Raw genomic sequence first — 3616 nt, forward strand, 5'->3', positions numbered from 1 at the left:
AGACTCATCCCGCCTCCCCCCATTCCCCGCATCAGTTCGAGGACGGCATTGCGAGGGGGAGGGGCGTCCTCGTCCCCTCCTTTTCGTCCTGCGTTCTGCCGCTTTCATAACGGCGAAGACTGCGAAGGACGGCGATCCGCCGTTATGGGGAAGAGGCTCGCCCTGATTCAGAGCCGGAATTCCTGGGGAGCGGCATCGGTGCTCCCCGATGACATGGGCCGCGAACAACGGGAAGAAGGCCGTGTTCGCGATGAATCCCGATTACGTGAAATCGCATGCGCGCTGAGCGATCGACGCTGCTGTCGGTCGGCGGAGCATGCGTGGAAAGGTGCGAAGGTGAACTTCAAGAAATCCATCGTGGGAGGCCTGTCGGCGGCGGCGATCGCCTGCGCCGGCCTCGTCTCCCCGGCCCTGGCGGTGCCCCCGGAGGCTCCGCCGGATTCCGGGAGCGTCATCGGCGTTCCTGCGGCGGTTCCGAATTCTCCGGTCAAGAAGATCTCCGATTGGCAGGATCTTCAGTTCGGCCTCTTCATGCACTGGGGCGTCTACTCGATGTTCGAGGGCGTGTACAAGGGGACACCGCAGCTGAGCGGATATCCGGAGCAGATCAAGGCATGGATGGACATTCCGGATGGTGAGTATCTCGCTGAGGCCGCGAAGATGAAGGCCGAGAAGTGGGATGCGGGCGCCGTGTGTCAGAAGGCCAAGGACACCGGCATGAAGTACGTGATGATCACGACGAAGCACCATGACGGCTTCGCCATGTGGGATACCGCCACCACCGATTACAACGTGGTGAAGAAGACCGCCTTCGCCAAGGACCCGATGAAGCAGCTCGCCGACGAGTGCGGCAAGCGCGACATCAAACTCGCCTTCTACTTCTCGATCATCGACTGGACCCAGCACGACGCTGAGCCGGTATCGAATCTCAACCCGATCACCGAGGAGATGATGACGAAGATCATCAAGCCTCAGATCGACGAGCTCATGACGAACTACGGCCCGATCGCCGAGTTCTGGTTCGACATGGGCAAACCGACCCCGGATCAATCGGAGCGCATGGCGAAGTGGGTGCACGACAAGCAGCCCGCGACGATGGTCAATTCCCGCGTCTGGAACGACAAGGGCGACTTCGAGGTCGGCGGTGACAACTCGGTGCCCTGGGACTTCAAAATGGGGCCCTGGGAGTCGATCCTCTCGATCTTTCCGAGCTGCTGGAGCTACTGCTCGACCTCGAAGGCGGACCGTTCTGAGGAGAACCTCCTTCCGACCACTCGCAAGATTACGAAGGGGCTCGTGACGACGATCTCGGGCGGGGGTCAGTTCGCGTTCAATGTCGGCCCGAAGGGCGACGGCTCCTTCGACGGCTTCGATGCGAAGGTGCTCGACGGGATCGGCGCTTGGATGAAGCGTCACCCCGATGCGATCACCGGGGCGAAGGCCACCTGGTTCCCGATCCCGAATTGGGGTCGCATCACCACGAAGGGCAATGCGCTTCACCTGTTCCCGGATCATTGGCGCGAGGGCGGCAAACTCATCCTCGACGGGGTCGGTTCCAAGGTCACCGCTGTCACGATCGACGGTACCGAGAGCCCTCTTGAGTTCACCCAGGATGGAACCCGCTTGACGGTCACGATGTCCGGGACGCAGCCCGATGAGGTTCTTTCAGTCGTCAAGGTCTCTTTCGACCGGGCGCCGACGTATTCTCCGGGACAGGCCGTCGAGGTCGTCGACGGCAAGGCGAAGATCGGATTCGAGGGGCTGAGCGCCGTGTACAGCGCCTCCGATCGTCAGGGTTACGTGGCGATCGACGCCTATGTCGTCGAGCGCGCGGGGAAGAACTACGAAGACGTTCGCCTCACCATGAAGGGCGATTTCAAAGCGGAGAGCCTCTACAAGGTGAGCTTCGGCGAGCATTCGGTGGTGCTGACGGGTGCGCAAATCCTTGAAGGCCCCTTCGGCGAGGGATTCACTCTGCCGGCCAAGACGATGACGCGCATTCGGATCGAGTTCGCAGAGCCGTCGTATTACGCGCTGGGCCTCGACATCGGGGCGCCGGACATCAGCGTCGAGGCGTCCGAGTCGAAACCTGAGGACATCGCTCCGACTTTCAGGACTCAACCGCAATCCCTTGAAGTCGCCAAGGGCATGGCCGCGGTCTTCAGCGCCTCCGCCGCCGGACGGCCGTCACCGGGCTACCAGTGGTTCCGCTATGCCCCGGGCTCGACTGAAGCCGTTGAAATCGAAGGGGCGACGGGCTCGCGCCTGACGATCGATGCGGGCCTGGAGGACAATGGCGCGCGTTACTACGTGATCGCGAAGAACAGCGCGGGGACCGCGGTATCCGACACGGTCACCCTGAGTGTGATCGATCGGGCGACGAATCTCGCGGTGGGCAAGCCCGCCCGCCAGTCGTCGACCGCCGAGGGCGCCGAGGCTTCTCGCGCGAACGACGGCCAACGGGATGGAGTCCTTGCGAATGGCTCGGTCTCCCTGACCGGGGCGGACGACAACGCCTGGTGGCAGGTCGATCTCGGTGAGGACTTCGCTCTCACGAGTGCCGACATCTGGAACCGTTCATCCTCGGATCCCTGCCCCTACATGACCTGTGAGAAGCGGCTTCGCAACTTCTGGGTGGTCGCTTCGAAGCTTCCGCTCGATCCGGGCATCGATCCGGGCCAGGGGGCTCTTCCCGAGGGCGCGAAGGCCGTGAAGATCGACGAGATCGCCGGGTATCCCACGAAGGTCGAGCTCGGCGGTGTTGAGGCGCGCTATGTGACCGTGATCCTTCCCGGCTCGTACCGGGAACTGGCTCTGGCTGAGGTGGAGGTCTTCGGTGATCCGATCGTGAAGAGCGCGGCTCCGACCATTTCTCCGATCGTCGTCGATGCGGAGGACCTGAGCGACGTGGAGCTCGCGGGTGACGGTCAGTCCCGGACGGTGACGGCTCCCCGAGGCAAGGTCATCGGCCTTACGGCGACGGTCACGGGCACCCCGGATCCGGAACTCCAGTGGAGGATGAAGGGCGCCAGCGGTGGCTGGAAGGACGTGCCGGGAGAAACGGGTGCGACCTATTCCCTGACCGTGGGCGACGCCGACGAGGGCACGATGTTCATGCTGAAGGCGACGAACTCGGCGGGCGTCGCGGAGTCGGGTCTCATCGTGGTGAAGGTGAAGGCGACTGAGCCGCAGCCGGATCCGGATCCCGGGCCTCAGCCGCAGCCGGATCCGGATCCCGAGCCTCAGCCGCAGCCGGATCCTGAGCCTCAGCCGGATCCTGAGCCTCAGCCGAATCCTGACCCGCAGCCGAATCCTGACCCGCAGCCGAATCCCGAGCCTGATCCGACTCCGAATCCTGACCCGCAGCCGGATCCTGAGCCGCAACCGAACCCGAATCCTGACCCGCAGCCGACTCCTAGCGTCGTGCTTGACAAGGCGCTTGTCGCGTTCGGCGAGGAGCTCGTCGTCACCGGCACGGGTTTTGTTCCCGGTGTTGAGGTTGAGGCTGTGTTGCATTCGGATCCGGTGAAGATCGGGTCGAAGCCTGCGGGTGCTGATGGCAAGGTGTCCTTCACCTTCACGGTGCCGAAGGATTTGGCTCCTGGTGCTCACAAGG

1 protein-coding gene is annotated in these 3616 nt (G+C 63.4%); it reads left to right on the plus strand.

All coding sequences use genetic code 11. The annotated features are described in order from the left end of the window. Nucleotides 1-336 precede the first annotated feature (336 nt). On the plus strand, nt 337-3616 hold a 3280-nt coding region (locus ACQY7V_RS08755), incomplete at its 3' end, for an alpha-L-fucosidase (protein ID WP_428639822.1).

The organism is Schaalia sp. (assembly GCF_050312375.1).
GTDB lineage: Bacteria > Actinomycetota > Actinomycetes > Actinomycetales > Actinomycetaceae > Pauljensenia > Pauljensenia hyovaginalis.